The following is a 17887-nucleotide window of genomic DNA, read 5'->3' as shown; positions in this document are numbered from 1 at the left end:
TCAGCCCCTCACCGCTCGCCGGACCCGGGAGAGCAGGCCGTTCCTGGGCGCGGTCGCGGCGCGCACCTCGGCCCGGATCAGCCGCGCCAGCTCGTCGCGCTCGCCGGCCTGCAGCGGCACGTTCGGCAGGGCGCCCTGCTGCTTGGCGACGGCCTTGCGGACGCCGTAGCTGAAGGCGGCGACCTTCATCAGCGGTCCGCCCAGGGTGGCGGCGGCGGTGGAGGACAGCGCCTTCGCGTTGGCGGCGGCGTCCTGCACGTTGGCGGTGATCTCGTCCACCCGGTCCAGCTGCTCGTTGGCGCTGCGCACTGCGGCGCCCGCCTCGGTCAGCAGGGGTACGGCCTGCTCGGTGACCGCGGAGACCAGGACGGCGGCCTCCTTCAGCACCCGGGAGAGTCGGACCAGCACCACCGCGAGCAGGGTGACCAGGACCGCCCAGAACACGGCGACGAGCAATCCGGCCAGCTCTCCCACGGACACTTCTGCGCGCTCCCTCGCCTTGCTGGTTACAGACGGAACCCTATCGCGCCCACGCCCGGTTTCCGGACCGGGTCACGGCCGCGGCCTCGCCCGGGTGTGCGAACCGCGCGCGTAACCTACCGGTCGGTCACCTCGTTCTGCCAAGCGGGCCGTCGGCCGTACGGCCCGACGCACGTCCGGGCCGCCGCGGTCCGGGCACGGAACGACGGGGAGCAGGGCTTGGCCGGCGACTGGACAGCACAGCCCGCGGGGTGGCCGGGCGAGCCGGAGCCGGGCCGGCTGCCGGCCGAGGTGACCGGCTTCGTCGGGCGTCGGCCGGAACTCGCCGAGCTGGCGGGCCTGCTCGCCGCCGCCCGGCTGGTGACGGTGACCGGGCCGGGCGGGGTGGGCAAGAGCCGGCTCGCGCTGCGGGCGGCGGCCCGGGCGGCCGGGGCCTTCCCGGACGGCACCTGGCTGGTGGACGTGGCTCCGGTGCAGGACCCGCTGCTGCTCGGTCACGCCGTGCTGGAGGCCCTGCGGCTGACCGACGGCACCGCCCGGCCGCCGCTGGACGTCCTGGCCGAGCACCTGGCGGGGCGGCGCCTGCTGCTGGTGCTGGACGGCTGCGAGCACCTGGTGGAGGCCTGCGCCGAGCTGACCGACGCGCTGCTGCGCGCGCTGCCCGGACTGCGGGTGCTGGCCACCAGCCGCGCCGCCCTGCGCGCCTCGGGCGAGCACCTGCTGACGCTGGCCCCGTTGCCGGTCGGCCCGCTGCCGGGCCAGCGGGTGGGCTCGGGCGTGCTGCCGGACGCGGTGCGGCTGTTCGCCGACCGGGCGCGGGCCGTGGTGCCGTCCTTCGAGGTGACCGAGGCGAACGCGGCGGCGGTCGGGCTGCTCTGCCACCGGCTGGACGGCATCCCGCTGGCCGTGGAGCTGGCCGCCGGGCGGCTGCGGGCGCTGTCCGTGGAGCAGATCACGACCCGGCTGGACGACCGCTTCCGGCTGCTCGTCGGCGGCTCCCGGACGGCCCTGCCGAGACACCAGACGATGCGCACCACGATCGGCTGGAGCCATGAGCTCTGCACGGTGCAGGAACGTTTACTCTGGGCCCGCCTGTCGGTCTTCGCCGGCAGTTTCGGCCTGGAGGCCGCCGAGTACGTCTGCGCCGGCGAGGGCATCGAGCCCGAGGACGTGCTCGACCTGCTCGACGAACTCGTCGCCAAGTCCGTGGTGCTGCGCGAGGAGAGCGCCTTCGGCGTCCGTTTCCGGCTGCTGGACACCCTGCGCGAGTACGGCGGCCACTGGCTGCGCGCCGCCGGCGCGGAGCCGCGGCTGCTGCGCCGCCACCGGGACTGGTACCTGGGCGTCGCCACCTGGGGCGAGGTCGAGTGGTTTGGCCCCCGACAGCCCGAGACCGCCGAGCGCACCCGGCTCGACCACGCCAACCTGCGCGCCGCGCTGGAGTTCTGCCTGGCCGAGCCCGGCGAGGAGCAGATCGCCCTGCTGCTGGCCGGCACCCTCTGGTTCTACTGGGTCGGCTGCGGACACCTCGGCGAGGGCCGGCACTGGCTGGACCGCGCGCTCGCCCTGGGCCGCGAACCCACCGAGGCCCGGGCCAAGGCCCTGTGGGTGACCGGCTACATGGCCACCCTGCAGGGCGACCTCGGCACCGCCCGGCCCGCGCTGGAGGAGTGCCGCCGCCAGGCCCTGGACACCGGCGACGACCGCGCCCTCGCCTACGCCGTCCACCGCCAGGGCTGCGCCGCCCTGATCGGCGACGACCCGGAGCGCGCCGCCGAGCTGTTCGAGGAGGCGCTCTGGCACTACCGGACCATCGGCGAGCTCAACAGCAACGTGGTGATGGCCATGATCGAGCTGGGCCTCGCCTACCTCTTCCAGGGCGACCGGGACAGCGGCGAGCTCTGGTTCGGGCAGGCCCGCGAGGTGTGCGAGGAACACGGCGAGCAGTGGGCGTACGCCTACGTGCTGTACGCGACGGCGTACTCGCACTACCTGGACGGCGCCGTCCAGTCGGCCCGCGCCCTGGCCCGCGAGTGCGTCCGGCTCAACCACCACTTCCACGATCTGCTCGGCATCGTGCTGGGGATCGACCTGCTGGCGCTGCTGGAGACCGAGCCGGCCGGACCGGGCGAACCGGCGGACCTGCGCGAGGCCCGGGTGCTGCAGGGCGCGGCGCACCGGATCTGGCGCACGGTCGGCAATCCGTTCCTGGGCTCGCGCTCCTTCTTCGGCACCCACCAGGAGTGCGCCGAGCGGGCCCGGGCCGGGCTCTCCGAGCAGGAGTACGAGGACTGCTATCAGGCGGGCGGCCGGCTGGACCTGGACGCGGCGGTGGGCCGGGCGCTCGGCGACGGGGGCTCCTCGGACGGCCCGGAGGCCGGCCCCGGCCCCTGCCCGGTGCCGCCCGCGCCGGCGCCGGCCCCGGTCCGGAACAGCTGAAGCTTGCGGATTGTTTGAGGAGGCAAGGATCCGCCCGGAAGGAACACCATGGCCATCCACGACGAGTACCGCCTCGCGAACTTCTACTTCGAGTCCAAGGCGTACACCGACGCCGCCCGCACGCTCGAGGGCGTGCTGGCCGAGGAGCCGGCCAACCTCTCCGTCCGGCTGCTGCTGGCCCGCAGCTACTTCCACTCCGCCCAGCTCGGCCGCGCCGAGGCCGAGCTGCGCCGGATCCTCGACCTCGACCCGGCCGAGGACTACGCCCGGCTGATGCTCGGCCGCACCCTGGAGCGCCAGGGCCGCGCCGAGGAGGCCCGCCCGCACCTGCGGCTGGCCGCCGCGATGACCGGCTCGGACCTCCGATAGGCAAGCAGCGAGCCCCCGCCGCCTCGAGGGGCGACGGGGGCTCGCTGTGGTTTCGCGGTCTGCGGAACCGAGCTCGGGTCAGCGCGAGTAGTACTCGACGACCAGCTGCTCGTCACAGATCACCGGGACCTCCTTGCGCTGCGGCGCACGGTCCAGGCGGAAGGCCAGGGCCTTCAGGTTGACCTCGAGGTACTTCGGGGTCTGGCCCTCACCCGCGTAGCCACCCTCACGGGCGACCTGGAAGGGGACCTTCTCCTTGCTGCGCTCGCGGACGGTGACCACGTAGCCCGGCTTCATCTGGAACGACGGCTTGTTGACCTTGCCGCCGTTGACCTCGATGTGGCCGTGGACGACCATCTGGCGGGCCTGGTAGATGGTGCGGGCGATGCCCGAACGCAGCACCAGCGAGTCCAGACGGGTCTCCAGCTCGGCGACGAGCGCCTCACCGGTCTTGCCCTCGGCCTTCTTCGCGCGGTCGAACGCGCGCGACAGCTGCTTCTCGCTCAGGTCGTACTGGGCGCGAAGACGCTGCTTCTCGAGCAGACGGACCTTGTAGTCCGAGTTCTGCTTGCGGCCACGGCCGTGCTGGCCGGGCGGGTACGGGCGGGCCTCGAAGTACTTGACGGACTTCGGGGTCAGCGGCACGCCGAGCGCACGCGCGATCTTGACCTTGGGACGCTTCTGGTTCGCCATGAACCAAACCTTCCTTGCTTACGAATACGGCTTTCACCAGGTGTTGACGGAGGTCGCATGTCGCGACCCGGAGAAAACCCCGACGCCTGCGCGAAGGGATCAGCCGCTCTCCGGAGCCGGGCACGAGAAGTGCTGGTCACACGAAGGGCCCGGAAACCGGGCCGTCCGCGACACCGAAACGGTGCGCGACGCTCCTGGTGCGGGCCTCCCGGGGGAGGCCTACGGCCGGTGTCCCGCTGGTGCGGCCGGTCGGTGGGGTCTCCCCCGCCGCCGTCCCGGGACTTGGCACTCCGACCGAGTATACCCGCGGATCACTCGCCGTTTTCCCCGGGCTGCCCGGCCTTCTTCTCGGCCTTCTTCTCGACCGGCTTCTCGGCCTTCTGCTCCGCCCTGCGTTCCCCCCGCAGCCGCCCGCGCGTCCACTCCACGGTGTCCGCGTACCGGACCTCGCCGCCGCGCCGGTTCGGCTGGTAGTACTCCCGACCGTGCACCGAGTCCGGCGCGTACTGCTGGGCCGCGATGCCCTCCGGCAGGTCGTGCGGGTACTGGTAGCCCCGGCCGTGGCCGAGCTTGCCCGCCCCGCCGTAGTGGGCGTCCCGCAGGTGCGGTGGGACGGCACCGGCCAGGCCCTGGCGGACGTCCGCCAGGGCCGCGTCGATCGCCAGGTAGGCCGAGTTGGACTTGGGCGCCAGGGCCAGCGCGATCGCCGCCTGGGAGAGGATGATCCGGGCCTCCGGGAAGCCGATCAGGGCCACCGCCTGGGCCGCCGCCACCGCCGTCTGCAGCGCCGTCGGATCGGCCAGCCCGACGTCCTCGCTGGCCGAGATCATCAGCCGCCGGGCGATGAACCGCGGGTCCTCCCCCGCCTCGATCATCCGGGCCAGGTAGTGCAGGGTGGCGTCCACGTCGCTGCCGCGGATCGACTTGATCAGCGCGCTGGCCACGTCGTAGTGCTGGTCGCCGTCCTTGTCGTAGCGCACCGCCGCCTGGTTGACGGCCGTCTCGGTGGTGGCCAGCGTGATGCTCGCCTCGCCCTTCTCCAGCGCCGCGCCGGCCGCCGCCTCCAGCGTGGTGAGCGCCCGCCGGGCGTCCCCGCCGGCCAGGCGCACCAGGTGGTCCTCGGCCTCCGCGGTCAGCTCCAGGGCGCCCTCCAGCCCGCGCTCGTCGGCCACCGCGCGGCGCAGCAGCGCGCGGACGTCGTCGTCGGTCAGCGACTCCAGGGTGAGCAGCAGCGAGCGGGACAACAGCGGGGAGATCACCGAGAAGTACGGGTTCTCGGTGGTCGCCGCGATCAGGGTGACCCAGCGGTTCTCCACGGCCGGCAGCAGCGAGTCCTGCTGGGCCTTGGAGAAGCGGTGGATCTCGTCCAGGAAGAGCACCGTCTCCCGGCCGGACATGCCGACCGCCCGCCGGGCGCCGTCGATCACCGCCCGGACCTCCTTGACCCCGGCGGTGATCGCGGACAGCTCGACGAAGCGGCCCTCCACGGCCTGGCTGATCACGTGGGCGAGGGTGGTCTTGCCGGTGCCGGGCGGCCCCCAGAGGATCACCGAGCTGGTGGCCGCCGGACCGCGCGAGTTCGCCACCAGGCGCCGCAGCGGCGAGCCGGGCTTCAGCAGCTGCCGCTGCCCGGCCACCTCGTCCAGGGTGCGCGGGCGCATCCGTACGGCCAGCGGCGCCCGGCCGGGTTCCCTGGTCTGGCGTTCCTCGGCGGCGGCGGTGAAGAGGTCCGGTTCGTCCACACCGGAAGCCTAGTTCAGGCTCCTGACACTACTGGCCGGGATGCTCGGGCCGGTCCAGCAGCACCACGTCGAACTCCTCCAGCGACCGCAGGGTGCCGCCCAGCGCCGCCACCGCCTGCGCCCGGGCGTCGGCCGTCGGGCCGCGCGAGGCCTCGAAGCTCTCCTGGTCCGCGAAGATCGCGCCCACCGACAGGCGGCCGGTCGCGCGGTCGGCCAGCATCGCGCCGGTCACGAATCCTGCGGCCTCCTTCTCCAGCACCGGCAGCACCCGGTCCCGGAAGATCCCCGCGGCCTCGTCCACCTTGGTCGGGTCGAGGTCGGTCCGGGTCAGCCGGAAGCCGGCGCCCGGTCCGGCCGCACCGGGCGGGGCCGTCGCCACGACCTCCCAGACGTCGATGGTCACGGTGCCGCCCAGCGGTGCCAGCAGCTCGCGGCGGCGCTCGCTCAGGGCCGCGTCGCTGTCGCGCTCGGCCTCGGCGGACTCCCACCACGAGCCCATCGTGATCTTCCCGAGGGTCCGGTCGGCGAACAGCCCGTAGCCGCGGTACCCGGGCCGGCCGGTCAGCAGCGCGAGCGCCTCGGTCCGGAGGTTGTCGAGGGTCTGCTCGATCCGGTCCGGGTGACCGGTCGCGTAGACGGTACGGACGAACATGAGCACGCCTCCTGCGGACGCCCGGGCGCCACACGGGGCCGAGCTGGTGAGCAGCGCCCGGCGGACCCCGTCTACTCCAGTCTGGCAGCGTGGTCCGGAACGTACTTCTGCAGATCGCGCGGGGGCCGCTGGTAGCCGCGCGAGGCCGGGCGGGGCGGCAGCTCGATCCTGGGCGGGGCGACCTCGCGGTACGGCACGGAGTCGAGCAGGTGGGCGATCATGTTGATCCGGGCCCGCCGCTTGTCGTCGCTCTCCACCACGTGCCAGGGCGACTGCGGGACGTCGGTGTAGACGAACATCTCGTCCTTGGCGCGCGAGTAGTCCTCCCAGTGGGTGATCGACTCCACGTCCATCGGGGAGAGCTTCCAGCGCTTCATCGGGTCCGCCAGCCGGTCCCGGAACCGTCGCTCCTGCTCGGTGTCGCTCACCGAGAACCAGTACTTGCGCAGCAGGATGCCCGCCTCGATCAGCATCTGTTCGAAGGTCGGGCACTGGTGCAGGAACTGCCAGTACTCCTCGTCGGTGCAGAAGCCCATCACCCGCTCGACCCCGGCCCGGTTGTACCAGCTCCGGTCGAACAGCACGATCTCCCCGGCCGCCGGCAGGTGTTCGACGTACCGCTGGAAGTACCACTGGGTCTTCTGCCGCTCGGTCGGGGTGGGAAGCGCCGCGACCCGGGCGATGCGCGGGTTCAGGTACTCCGTCACCCGCTTGATCGCGCCGCCCTTGCCGGCCGCGTCCCGCCCCTCGAAGACCACCACCAGGCGGGCGCCCTCGACCCGCACCCACTCCTGGAGCTTCACCAGCTCCTGCTGCAGCCGCAGCAGCTCCCGCTCGTACGGCTTCTTCGCCAGTCGTTTCGGCTTCGCGGTCCGCTGCTCCTCGGCCACCCTCGGCTCCTCCGGTCCGACTGCTGCTGATGACCCTTCACCGTAGGCGCAGAAGGGTGGCCCCGCAGGTCGGCGCGGAAGGAACCCGCTACACGCCGACGAAGGGCTCCGGATAGCGGCACAGCCCGCGCGGACCGCCGTCGTACGCCGTCAGCGGCAGCACCTGGAAGTACGCCTCCGGCACCTCGAACGGGCCGGTGACCTCGTGCCGACCGGCCGGGATGAAGCCGAACCGCCCGTAGTAGTCCGGGTCGCCGAGCACGACCACCAGCTTCTCCCCCGCCTCCTCGGCGGCCGACAGCGCGGCCCGGACGACGAGTTCGCCGACGCCCCGGCGCTGCCACTCGGGCGCGACCGCGACCGGCGCGAGCGCCAGCGCGTCACCGGTGGCGCCGCCGTCGCCGACCCGCAGCCGGGTCAGCAGGGCGTGCCCGACGACCAGCCCCGCGTCGTCCACCGCGACCAGCGACAGCCCGGGCAGCCAGGCGGGATCGCGCCGCAGCGCGTCCACCAGGTCCGCCTCGTCCGGCCCGGGGAACGCGGCCATGTGCACGCGTCTGGTCGCCGGGGCGTCCTCCGGACATTCGACTCTCGTGGTGATCTGCACGAGTCAACCCTCCCTGTGTCGCACGACGTTGTGGACCGGCCCCGGACGGTGGACCGTCCGGGGCCGTTGCAGGTTAGCGTGGATGACGAGGCGTCAGCTCTTGGGCTGGGCCTCGGACTTGACGTCCTCACGGACCTTCGGCTGGGCGTCCACGCCGGCCTCGCGGCGCTGCGCCGGGGTGATCGGGGTCGGGGCGCCGGTCAGCGGGTCACCACCGGTGGACGTCTTCGGGAAGGCGATGACGTCGCGGATGGTGTCGTACCCGCCGAGCAGCGTGACGATCCGGTCGAGGCCGAAGGCGACCCCACCGTGCGGCGGCGGGCCGTAGTTGAAGGCGTCCAGCAGGAAGCCGAACTGCGAGGCCGCCTCCTCCTCGGACAGGCCGATCGCGTCGAACGCCCGCTTCTGCACGTCCCGCTGGTGGATACGGATCGAACCGCCGCCCAGCTCCGAGCCGTTGAGGACCAGGTCGTAGGCGTTGGACAGGGCCGAGCCCGGGTCGGTGTCGAAGCTGTCCAGCGACTCCGGGGTCGGCGCGGTGAACGGGTGGTGCACCGCGTGCCAGCCCAGGAACTGGCCCTTGTCGTCCTCGATCGGCTCGAACATCGGGAAGTCGACGACCCAGAGGAAGGCCCACTTGGACTCGTCGATCAGCTCGCAGCGGCGGCCGATCTCCAGCCGGGCGGCGCCCAGCAGCTCCTGCGAGGCGCGCTCCTTGCCGGCCGCGAAGAAGATCGCGTCGCCGTTCTTGGCGCCGGCCGCGGCGGCGAGGCCGGCCAGGTGCTCCTCGGAGAGGTTCTTGGCGACCGGGCCGCGCAGCTCGCCGGTCTCGGCGTCGATCAGCACGTAGGCCAGGCCCTTGGCGCCGCGCGCCTTGGCCCAGTCCTGCCAGGCGTCCAGCTGCTTGCGCGGCTGCGAGGCGCCGCCCGGCATGACCACGGCGCCGACGTACGGGGCCTGGAAGACGCGGAAGTCGGTGCCCTTGAAGTACTCGGTGAGGTCGGTGAGTTCCTGGCCGAAGCGGACGTCCGGCTTGTCGGAGCCGTAGCGGCCCATGGCGTCCGCGTAGGTCATCCGCGGCAGCGGGTTGGGGATCTCGTAGCCGTGGACCTCGCGCCAGATGGCGCCGACGATCTTCTCGCCGAGGGCCAGGATGTCCTCCTGGTCGACGAAGGAGGCCTCGATGTCCAGCTGGGTGAACTCCGGCTGCCGGTCGGCGCGGAAGTCCTCGTCACGGAAGCAGCGGGCGATCTGGTAGTAGCGCTCCATGCCGGCCACCATCAGCAGCTGCTTGAACAGCTGGGGCGACTGCGGCAGGGCGTACCAGTGGCCGGGCTGCAGGCGGACCGGGACGAGGAAGTCGCGGGCGCCCTCGGGGGTGGAGCGGGTGAGGTACGGCGTCTCGATGTCGAGGAAGTCGTTCTCCTCCATCACCCGGCGGATGATGTTGTTGACCTTGGAGCGCAGCCGCAGGCCCTTGGCCGGGCCCTCGCGGCGCAGGTCCAGGTAGCGGTAGCGCAGCCGGACCTCCTCGTTGACCGTGCCCGGCTCGTACTCGGCGACCGGGAACGGCAGCGGCGCGGCCTCGGAGAGCACCTCGATCTCGCTGACGACGACCTCGACGGCGCCGGTCGGGATGTCCGGGTTCTCGTTGCCCTCGGGGCGGACCCGGACGTCACCGGCGACCTTGACGCAGTACTCGGCGCGCAGCCCGTGGACGGAGTCCAGGTCGCGGACCACGATCTGCACGGTGCCGGAGGCGTCGCGCAGGTCGATGAAGGCGACGCCGCCGTGGTCGCGGCGGCGGGCGACCCAGCCGGCCAGGGTGACGGTGGTGCCTGCGTGCTCCGGGCGGAGCGTGCCCGCGTCGTGCGTGCGGATCACAGCTGCTTCTCCTTCAGGGTGGTGACGAGTGCGTCGAGGGCGACGGGGGTCTGCTCGCCGGTGCTCATGTCCTTGAGCTGGACGACGCCCTCGGCGAGGTCCCGGTCACCGGCGATCAGGGCGAAGCGGGCGCCGGACCGGTCGGCGGACTTCATGGCGTTCTTGATGCTCTTGACGCCGAAGGCGAGGTCGGTGGCGACGCCGGCCCGGCGCAGCTCGATCACCTTGGCGAACAGGGTGTTCTTGGCCTCCTCGCCGAGCGCGACGGCGTAGACGGAGGTGGCGGCCGGCAGGTCGAGGCCGACGCCCTCGGCCTCCAGCGCCAGGTAGGTGCGGTCCACGCCGAGCGCCCAGCCGACGGACGGCAGCGCCGGGCCGCCGATCATCTCGGACAGGCCGTCGTAGCGGCCGCCACCGCCGATCGCGGACTGGGCGCCGAGGCCGTTGTGCACGAACTCGAAGGTGGTGCGGGTGTAGTAGTCCAGGCCGCGGACCAGCTTCGGGTCGTCGACGAAGGCCACGCCGTTGGCGGTGAGCAGCTCGCGCACCTTCTCGTCGTACGCCTTGCACTCCTCGCACAGGAAGTCGCGCAGCATCGGGGCGCCGACCAGCTGCTCCTGCACCGACTCGCGCTTGTCGTCCAGCACGCGCAGCGGGTTGATCTCGGCGCGCCGGCGGGTGTCCTCGTCCAGGTCCAGGCCGGCGAGGAACTCGATCAGGGCGGCGCGGTAGACCGGGCGGCACTGCTTGTCGCCCAGGCTGTTGAGCAGCAGCGAGTAGTTGCTCAGGCCCAGCGAGCGGAAGGCGTCGTCGGCCAGGATGATCAGCTCGGCGTCCAGCGCCGGGTCCTCGGCACCGATCGCCTCGGCACCGACCTGGGAGAACTGGCGGTAGCGGCCCTTCTGGGCGCGCTCGTAGCGGTAGTACGAGCCCGAGTACCAGAGCTTGACCGGCAGGTTGCCCTGCTTGTGGAGGTTGGCCTGGAGTGCGGCGCGCAGCACCGAGGCGGTGCCCTCCGGGCGCAGCGCGAGCTCGTCACCGCCCTTGGTGGTGAGGGTGTACATCTCCTTGGAGACGATGTCGGTGGACTCGCCGACGCCGCGCGAGAACAGCTTCACGTCCTCGAAGACCGGGGTCTCGACGTAGCCGTAACCGGCCCGGCGGGCGGGCGCGGCGATGCGCTCGCGGATCGCCAGGAAGGTCGCGGAGCTGGGGGGCAGCAGGTCGTAGGTGCCCTTGGGGGCGGTGAAGGTGCTCAACTTCTCTTCCGTCACATTCCTCGTCGCGGGAAAGCCGGGGCGCCGACCGCCCCCGCTGCCTGTCGGAGGTAGGGGTTGGTGGCGCGCTCGCGGCCGATGGTGGTCTGTCCGCCGTGGCCGGAGAGGACCACGGTGGAATCGTCGAGGGGCAGGCACACCCGGGCCAGCGAGCGCATGATCGCTTCGCCGTCCCCGCCCGGGAGGTCGGTACGCCCGATGGAGCCGGCGAACAGCAGGTCGCCCGAGAACAGCACCGGGGGGAGGTCCTCGGCACCGGGCGTCCGGAAGGTCACCGACCCCCCGGTATGGCCCGGGGCGTGGTCCACGGTGAGCTGCAGGCCGGCCAGCTCCAGCACGCTGCCGTCGGTGAGCTCGCGCACGTCGTCGGGCTCGCCGACGGTGAGCTCGCCCATCAGCTGGGTGCCGAAGGCGCGGCCGACGGCCTTCTCCGGGTCGGACATCATGTACCGGTCCTCGGGGTGGATCCAGGCCGGGATGCCCTTGGCGCCGCAGACCGGGACCACCGAGGCCACGTGGTCGATGTGGCCGTGGGTGAGCAGCACGGCGACGGGCTTCAGCCGGTGCTCACGGACGAGTTCCTCGACGCCGCGGGCGGCCTGGTGGCCGGGATCGACGATGACGCACTCCTCGCCCGCCGCCGGCGCGACCAGGTAGCAGTTGGTGCCCCAGGCTCCAGCGGGGAATCCGGCGATGAACACGCGCGTCCTTCGGGTGTGTGCGGCGGCGGGCTGCGGTGGCTACCAGTAGTGATGACGTAAGGGAAGCCTACCGGCGGTACGGGTCCGGTTGCGAACCAGATACGCCGGGACCGGCTCGGCCTCCCGGCGGGTTCACCGCGTTCTTAGGGCCCGGTCCCTACACTTGGCCGCCGATGGATGCGATGATCCGCTCCGGAAACCATCCACTTTTCCCGCACATGCTCAGGAGACACGGCCGGTGGTCAGCAGCGAACAGCGGCGGCGGCAGCTCGCCCGCGAGAAGTACGAGCGCCAGATGCAGCGCCGCGCCGAGGCGGCCGCCGCCCGCAGGCGGCGCAACACGATCCTGGGCGCGTCGCTCGCGGTCGTGGTGCTGGCCGGCGGCGGCACCCTGTTCGCCACCGGCGCGTTCAGCTCGGACGACAAGGCCAAGAGCACCTCGGCCGCCTCGACCCCCCAGCCCGCGCCGACCCGGGCCGACCCGACCGCCCTGCCGACCCGCAAGCCGGTCGAGGGCTGCGCCGCCCCGGCGCCGGGCTCGCCCAACGGCAAGCAGTTCAAGGCCGAGCCGGCCATGTCGATCGACCAGGGCGCCTCGTACACCATGGCGCTGGACACCAACTGCGGCAAGGTCGCCATCGCGCTGGACGCGGCCAAGGCCCCGCACACCGTGAACTCGTTCAACTTCCTGGCCGGTGAGCAGTTCTTCGACCACACCAAGTGCCACCGCCTGACCACCGACGGCATCTTCGTGCTCCAGTGCGGCGACCCGACCGCCAGCGCGACCGTGCCGGGCGGCACGGGCGGCCCCGGCTACAAGTTCGCGGACGAGAACCTGACCGGCGCGACCTACCCGGCGGGCACCGTGGCGATGGCCAACTCCGGCCCGGGCACCAACGGCAGCCAGTTCTTCCTGGTCTACAAGGACACCCAGCTGCCGCCGAACTACACCCCCTTCGGCAAGATCACCGGCGGCCTGGACGTGGTCCAGAAGATCGCCGCCGCGGGCACCCTGGAGGGCTCCCCGGACGGCCACCCGATGGCCGACGTCACTTTCAACTCGGTTACCGTGTCCAAGGGTTGACCGACCCCGGGGCCACCGGCGGCGGGCGCCGAAAGCGCTCCCGCCCGGCCCCGGACCGAAATCGCCCGGCCCGGATGCGGACAGCACCGGGCCTGGTCGCCTATGTTGGCGTTGTATAGGGTGCCCGGACCCGCCTAGCCGTCACCCTCGGCAGCAAGGCACGGCGGACGGGGACGGCGGACCCATCGGTCCGCCGCACATCAACTGTGGACGACGGACGCGCGCCGCCCCGGCGCGGGCGCGACGTCATGTGGAGGACGCGCTATGAGCAGCGACCCGTGGGGCCGTGTGGACGAGCAGGGCACGGTGTACGTCAGGACCGCCGACGGCGAACGCGTGGTCGGTTCCTGGCAGGCCGGCTCGCCCGAGGAGGCCCTCGCCTACTTCGAGCGCAAGTACCAGGGCATCGAGGTGGAGATCGGCCTGCTGGAGAAGCGGGTGCGCACCACCGACCTGGCGGCCAAGGACGCCCAGACCGCGCTGGAGCACCTCCGCGCGCAGGTGACCGAGGGGCACGCGGTGGGTGACCTGGACGCGCTGGCCAAGCGGCTGGACGCGCTCGCCGGTGAGATCGAGAGCCGGCGGGAGGAGCGCAAGGCCGCCCGCGCCAAGGCCCAGGACGAGACCCGCGCCGCCAAGGAGGCCCTGGTCTCCGAGGCCGAGCAGCTCGCCGAGTCCACCCAGTGGCGGGAGGCCGGGGACCGGCTGCGCGCCCTGGTGGACACCTGGAAGGGCCTGCCGCGGCTGGACCGCAAGAGCGACGACGAGCTGTGGCACCGCTTCTCGCACGCCCGCTCGGTCTTCTCCAAGCACCGCAAGGCGCACTTCGCGACGCTGGACGCCGAGCGCGAGCAGGCCCGGCAGACCAAGGAGGCGCTGGTCTCCGAGGCCGAGGCGCTGTCCTCGTCCACCGACTGGGGCTCCACCGCGGCCGCCTACCGCGACCTGATGGCCCGCTGGAAGGCCGCCGGCCGCGCGCAGCGGGACGTCGAGGACGAGCTGTGGGCGCGGTTCCGCGGCGCTCAGGACGTCTTCTTCCAGGCCCGTTCCGCGGTGTTCAGCGAGCGGGACGCCGAGCAGGTGGAGAACCAGAAGCTCAAGGAGGCGCTGGCCGCCGAGGCCGAGGCGATCCTGCCGATCACCGACCTGAAGGCCGCCAAGGCCGCGCTGCGCGACGTCAACGAGCGCTGGGAGGCCATCGGCCACGTGCCGCGCGACGTCCGTCCGAAGCTGGACGGCCGGCTGAACGCGGTCGAGCGGGCCGTCCGCGAGGCCGAGGACGCCGAGTGGAAGCGCTCCAACCCGGAGGCCAAGGCCCGCGCGGCCGGCATGGTGGGCCTGTTCCAGGCGAAGGCCGACAAGATCCAGGCCGACCTGGACAAGGCCCGCGCCGCCGGCAACGCCGGCAAGGTGGCCAAGCTGGAGTCCGAGCTGGCCGGCGTGCAGACCCTGCTGGAGCAGGCGCACAAGAGCCAGGAGGAGTTCAGCGGCTGATCCGGCCGACCGGCTGAACGGCGAAGGCCCCCGGGGTCTTCGGTTCTAACGGTCCTCGCAACACCCGCGATCTGCGGGAGTTGCGAGGACCGTGGGCGTTGAGCGTGATCTTGCCGGGTTGCGGGAGCGTTTCGTTGCGCGGACTCCGGCAGCGACGGCTACCAGCCCTACGCCGCCCACCGGGCGGCCGCCGCGCGCAGGCCCCGCCCCAAGGAACACAAACTGCTGCGTGAAGGCCGACTGCGCCACCTCGTCCAGGACCAACTGCGCAGGCGGTGGTCACCGGAGCAGATCTGCAACGCTCTACGCAAGGAGTATCCCGACGACGAGAGCATGCGGGTGAGCGTGGAGACGATCTACCAGGCGCTGTACTTCCAGGCCCGCGGCGGCCTGAAACGGGAAGTCCAGGCCGCCGTCCGTTCCGGCCGGACCCGTCGCAAGCCACGCCGGGACCCTGGACGGCGCACGCCCCGGTTCATCGACCCGATGGTGATGATCAGCGATCGCCCCGCCGACATCGAGGACCGGGCCGTGCCCGGTCACTGGGAAGGCGACCTCATCATCGGCGCGGGCGGCCGTTCCGCGATCGCCACCCTGGTCGAGCGCACCACCCGCTACACCATGCTGGTCCACCTGCCGGGCGGAGCCCACGACGCCGAGACCGTCCGCGACGGCCTCGTCACCACGATCCAGGCCCTGCCCGCCCACCTGCGCGGCTCCCTCACCTGGGACCAGGGCAGCGAAATGGCACGCCACAAGCAGTTCAGCATGGCCACCGGTATGCCCGTCTACTTCTGCGATCCGGCCTCGCCCTGGCAGCGCGGCTCGAACGAGAACACGAACGGACTGCTGCGGCAGTACTTCCCCAAGGGCACCGATCTGAGCGTCCACAGCCCCGAGGACCTCGAACACGTCGCCCAGGAACTCAACGGCCGCCCACGCAAGACGCTCGACTGGGATACCCCAGCCGAGCGTCTACGTGATCTACTCACCACCTAAAACCAAGTGGTGTTGCGACGACCCCTGGAATCCAAGTGCTCCCCGGGGGCCTTCCTCATGCCGTGGTCACTTGCGGGCCGAGGTGACCCGGTAGACGTCGTACACGCCCTCGACGCCGCGCACCGCCTTGAGCACGTGGCCCAGGTGCTTCGGGTCGCCCATCTCGAAGGTGAAGCGGCTCATCGCCACCCGGTCCCGGGAGGTCTGGACCGCCGCCGACAGGATGTTCACGTGCTGGTCGGAGAGCACCCGGGTGACGTCCGAGAGCAGCCGGGAGCGGTCCAGCGCCTCGACCTGGATGGCCACCAGGAAGACGGACGACTGGGTGGCCGCCCACTCGACGTCGATCATGCGCTCGGGCTGCTGGCTCAGCGACTCGACGTTGACGCAGTCCGCGCGGTGCACCGAGACGCCGTTGCCGCGGGTGACGAAGCCGACGATCGGGTCGCCCGGCACCGGGGTGCAGCAGCGGGACAGCTTGACCCAGACGTCCTCGACGCCCTTGACGATCACGCCCGGGTCGCCCTTGGCCCGGCGGCGCACCGCCCGGCGGGTGTCGTGGGTCGGGGTGGCCGTCTCGGCGAGGTCCTCGGTCGCGCCCTCCTCGCCGCCGAGCGCCTGGACCAGCTTCTGGACGATGTTCTGCGCGGCGACGTGCCCCTCGCCGATGGCGGCGTAGAGCGAGGAGATGTCGGGGTAGCGCATCTCGTGGGCCAGGGTGACCAGCGAGTCGCCGGTCAGGATCCGCTGGATCGGCAGGCCCTGCTTGCGCATCGCCCGGACGATCGCCTCCTTGCCGTGCTCGATCGCCTCCTCGCGGCGCTCCTTGGAGAACCAGGCGCGGATCTTGTTGCGGGCGCGCGGGGACTTGACGAAGCCCAGCCAGTCCCGGGAGGGGCCGGCGTTCTCCGCCTTGGAGGTGAACACCTCGACGGTGTCGCCGTTCTCCAGGGTCGACTCCAGCGGCACCAGCCGCCCGTTGACCCGGGCCCCTATGGTCCGGTAGCCGACCTCGGTGTGCACCGCGAAGGCGAAGTCGACCGGGGTGGCGCCGGCCGGCAGCGCTATCACGTCACCCTTGGGGGTGAAGACGAAGACCTCGTTGCTGGCCAGGTCGAAGCGCAGCGACTCCAGGAACTCGCCCGGGTCGGCGGTCTCCTTCTGCCAGTCCAGCAGCTGCCGCAGCCAGGCCATCTCGTTGACGGCGCCGGCCTTGTCGTCCTTGCGGACCTGGGTCGGGGTGTCGGTGCGGACCTTGGAGGCCCCGGCGACCGCGCGCTGCTTGTACTTCCAGTGCGCGGCGATGCCGTACTCGGCCCGCCGGTGCATGTCGAAGGTGCGGATCTGCAGTTCGACGGGCTTGCCGCCGGGACCGATCACCGTCGTGTGCAGCGACTGGTACATGTTGAACTTGGGCATCGCGATGTAGTCCTTGAACCGCCCCGGCACCGGGTTCCACCGCGCGTGGATGGTGCCCAGCGCCGCGTAGCAGTCGCGGACGGTGTCGACCAGGACCCGGATGCCCACCAGGTCGTAGATCTCGGCGAAGTCCCGGCCCCGGACGATCATCTTCTGGTAGACCGAGTAGTAGTGCTTCGGCCGGCCGGTGACGGAGGCGGTGATCCGGGCGCCGCGCAGGTCCGCCTGGACCTGGTCGATGACGGTCGCCAGGTACTCGTCCCGCTTGGGGGCGCGCTCGGCGACCAGCCGGACGATCTCGTCGTACATCTTGGGGTAGAGGATCGCGAAGGCGAGGTCCTCCAGCTCCCACTTGATGGTGTTCATGCCCAGCCGGTGCGCCAGCGGGGCGTAGATCTCCAGCGTCTCGCGGGCCTTCTTCTCCTGCTTCTCCCGCTTGAGGTAGCGCATCGTGCGCATGTTGTGCAGCCGGTCGGCCAGCTTGATCACCAGGACCCGCGGGTCCTTGGCCATCGCCACGACCATCTTGCGGACGGTCTCGGCCTGGGCGGCCTCGCCGAACTTGACCCGGTCCAGCTTGGTGACGCCGTCGACCAGCAGGGCCACCGAGTCGCCGAAGTCCTTGCGCAGGGTCTCCAGGCCGTAGTCGGTGTCCTCGACGGTGTCGTGCAGCAATCCGGCCATCAGGGTCGGGGCGTCCATGCCGAGCTCGGCGAGGATGGTCGCCACGGCCAGCGGGTGGGTGATGTACGGGTCGCCGCTCTTGCGCTTCTGTCCGCGGTGCCACTTCTCGGCGACGGCGTAGGCGCGCTCGATGTCGCGCAGCAGCGCCGGGTCGGCCTTGGGGTCGTTCGCCCGGATCGAGCGGAACAGCGGTTCCAGGACGGGGTTGAGCACGCTGGAGCGCTGGCCGCCCAGGCGGGCCAGTCGGGCGCGCATGCCGCCGCCGGTGCCGGAAGCGCGGCCGAGCGGGGCCATCGGGCGCGAGGAGGTCGGCGTCGGGCGTGCCGGGGTGGCCCCCGAGGGCGTGGGACGGTCTTCGGGGGCGGCCGCTGCGGCCGTGGGCACAACCTCGTCGGGCAAGGACACTCCTCGGGGCACCGGGGCCGACCCCTGCCGGGCCCGTGACGTCCGGGCACAACCGGGAGGGGATGAAT

14 protein-coding genes and 1 pseudogene are annotated in these 17887 nt (G+C 72.1%); 5 read left to right on the top strand and 10 right to left on the bottom strand.

Features of this window, described 5'->3' with window-relative positions; genetic code table 11:
- Positions 1–480, bottom strand: coding sequence for a DUF948 domain-containing protein (locus O1G21_RS31260; RefSeq protein WP_270148368.1), 480 nt, complete (start codon positions 478–480; stop codon positions 1–3).
- A gap of 219 nt (positions 481–699) precedes the next feature.
- Between O1G21_RS31260 and O1G21_RS31255 the strand changes: the two genes are divergently transcribed.
- Positions 700–2919: an ATP-binding protein gene (locus O1G21_RS31255; protein WP_270148366.1), complete on the top strand. Its 2220-nt coding sequence runs from the start codon at positions 700–702 to the stop codon at positions 2917–2919.
- Positions 2920–2967: 48 nt separating this feature from the next.
- Positions 2968–3288 carry a tetratricopeptide repeat protein gene (locus tag O1G21_RS31250; RefSeq protein ID WP_270148365.1) on the top strand — a complete coding sequence of 107 codons (321 nt, stop codon included), beginning with the start codon at positions 2968–2970 and terminating at the stop codon, positions 3286–3288.
- A 78-nt stretch (positions 3289–3366) separates the two neighbouring features.
- Here the strand turns inward: O1G21_RS31250 and rpsD are convergent, their stop codons facing one another.
- The 8 genes from rpsD to O1G21_RS31210 form a co-directional block, all read right to left on the bottom strand.
- Positions 3367–3981, bottom strand: coding sequence for a 30S ribosomal protein S4 (gene rpsD, locus O1G21_RS31245; RefSeq protein ID WP_270148363.1), 615 nt, complete (start codon positions 3979–3981; stop codon positions 3367–3369).
- A 311-nt stretch (positions 3982–4292) separates the two neighbouring features.
- A complete protein-coding gene (locus O1G21_RS31240; protein ID WP_270148362.1) occupies positions 4293–5723 on the bottom strand; it encodes a replication-associated recombination protein A in 1431 nt (476 codons plus the stop codon).
- Positions 5724–5751: 28 nt separating this feature from the next.
- On the bottom strand, positions 5752–6375 hold the full coding sequence (locus O1G21_RS31235; RefSeq protein WP_270148360.1) for a hypothetical protein: 624 nt from the start codon (positions 6373–6375) through the stop codon (positions 5752–5754).
- A 71-nt stretch (positions 6376–6446) separates the two neighbouring features.
- On the bottom strand, positions 6447–7265 hold the full coding sequence (gene ppk2, locus O1G21_RS31230; RefSeq protein ID WP_270148359.1) for a polyphosphate kinase 2: 819 nt from the start codon (positions 7263–7265) through the stop codon (positions 6447–6449).
- 88 nt (positions 7266–7353) lie between these two features.
- Entirely contained in the window at positions 7354–7872 is a 519-nt protein-coding gene (locus tag O1G21_RS31225) for a GNAT family N-acetyltransferase (protein ID WP_270148357.1), read from the bottom strand.
- A 93-nt stretch (positions 7873–7965) separates the two neighbouring features.
- Positions 7966–9756 carry an aspartate--tRNA ligase gene (gene aspS / locus O1G21_RS31220; protein WP_270148356.1) on the bottom strand — a complete coding sequence of 597 codons (1791 nt, stop codon included), beginning with the start codon at positions 9754–9756 and terminating at the stop codon, positions 7966–7968.
- Entirely contained in the window at positions 9753–11015 is a 1263-nt protein-coding gene (gene hisS / locus O1G21_RS31215; RefSeq protein ID WP_270148354.1) for a histidine--tRNA ligase, read from the bottom strand. The genes aspS and hisS overlap by 4 nt, the downstream gene beginning before the upstream one ends.
- 11 nt (positions 11016–11026) lie before the next feature.
- Positions 11027–11734 (bottom strand): MBL fold metallo-hydrolase, encoded by a 708-nt coding sequence (locus O1G21_RS31210; protein ID WP_270148353.1) that lies wholly within the window; start codon positions 11732–11734, stop codon positions 11027–11029.
- A gap of 238 nt (positions 11735–11972) precedes the next feature.
- Between O1G21_RS31210 and O1G21_RS31205 the strand changes: the two genes are divergently transcribed.
- The 3 genes and pseudogenes from O1G21_RS31205 to O1G21_RS31195 form a co-directional block, all read left to right on the top strand.
- Complete coding sequence (locus O1G21_RS31205) at positions 11973–12818, top strand: peptidylprolyl isomerase (protein WP_270148352.1); 846 nt, start codon at positions 11973–11975, stop codon at positions 12816–12818.
- A gap of 264 nt (positions 12819–13082) precedes the next feature.
- Positions 13083–14312, top strand: a complete 1230-nt coding sequence (locus tag O1G21_RS31200) for a DUF349 domain-containing protein (protein ID WP_270148351.1) — start codon at positions 13083–13085, stop codon at positions 14310–14312.
- Positions 14313–14459: 147 nt separating this feature from the next.
- Positions 14460–15311 (top strand): annotated as a pseudogene (locus O1G21_RS31195) (IS30 family transposase); the annotation flags it as partial.
- A 66-nt stretch (positions 15312–15377) separates the two neighbouring features.
- On the opposite strand, the gene O1G21_RS31190 reads toward O1G21_RS31195, so the two are convergent.
- On the bottom strand, positions 15378–17831 hold the full coding sequence (locus O1G21_RS31190; RefSeq protein WP_405000743.1) for a RelA/SpoT family protein: 2454 nt from the start codon (positions 17829–17831) through the stop codon (positions 15378–15380).
- Positions 17832–17887: the final 56 nt, after the last annotated feature.

It is taken from the genome of Kitasatospora cathayae (assembly GCF_027627435.1).
Classification (GTDB): domain Bacteria; phylum Actinomycetota; class Actinomycetes; order Streptomycetales; family Streptomycetaceae; genus Kitasatospora; species Kitasatospora cathayae.
Note: the sequence above shows the minus strand (reverse complement) of the source record. Positions and strands in the feature narration are given on the sequence as shown.